The organism is Bradyrhizobium sp. sGM-13, assembly GCF_018398875.1.
Classification (GTDB): Bacteria; Pseudomonadota; Alphaproteobacteria; order Rhizobiales; family Xanthobacteraceae; genus Bradyrhizobium.
Genome location: NZ_JAGWDK010000254.1, coordinates 1 through 317, shown reverse-complemented (window position 1 = coordinate 317; position 317 = coordinate 1). Strand labels below are relative to the sequence as shown.

2 pseudogenes are annotated in these 317 nt (G+C 56.2%); both read right to left on the bottom strand.

Annotated features, from left to right (window positions below):
* Positions 1-233 (bottom strand): annotated as a pseudogene (locus tag KJQ96_RS38985) (carbohydrate ABC transporter permease); the annotation flags it as partial.
* Positions 230-317: pseudogene (locus tag KJQ96_RS38980) on the bottom strand (sugar ABC transporter permease); the annotation flags it as partial. The pseudogenes KJQ96_RS38980 and KJQ96_RS38985, both read right to left, overlap by 4 nt.

Here is a 317-nt window from a genome sequence, read left to right as displayed (position 1 = left end):
AAGAACTGGATCCAGAAATCGCGCAGGAAATAATGCTGCTGGTGGAACACGATGCTGAAATTGTTCAGCGTCGGATGATCAGGCCAGAGTTTGCCGGAGAACGCATCTTCCTTCGGCGAGATCGCGAACAGGAACATGTGGTAGATCGGCACCATGGTCCAGATGAACACGGGAATGCCGATCAGCAGCAGTTTGGCTTCGGTGCCGACTTCGCGGAGTGTGGGCAGCTTCATCGCGACAACCGTTTCATCATGAAATAGACCAGGGGCAGCACCAGCGGCAGCGCGCAGACGATGGAAGCCATCGCGAGCGAGAGC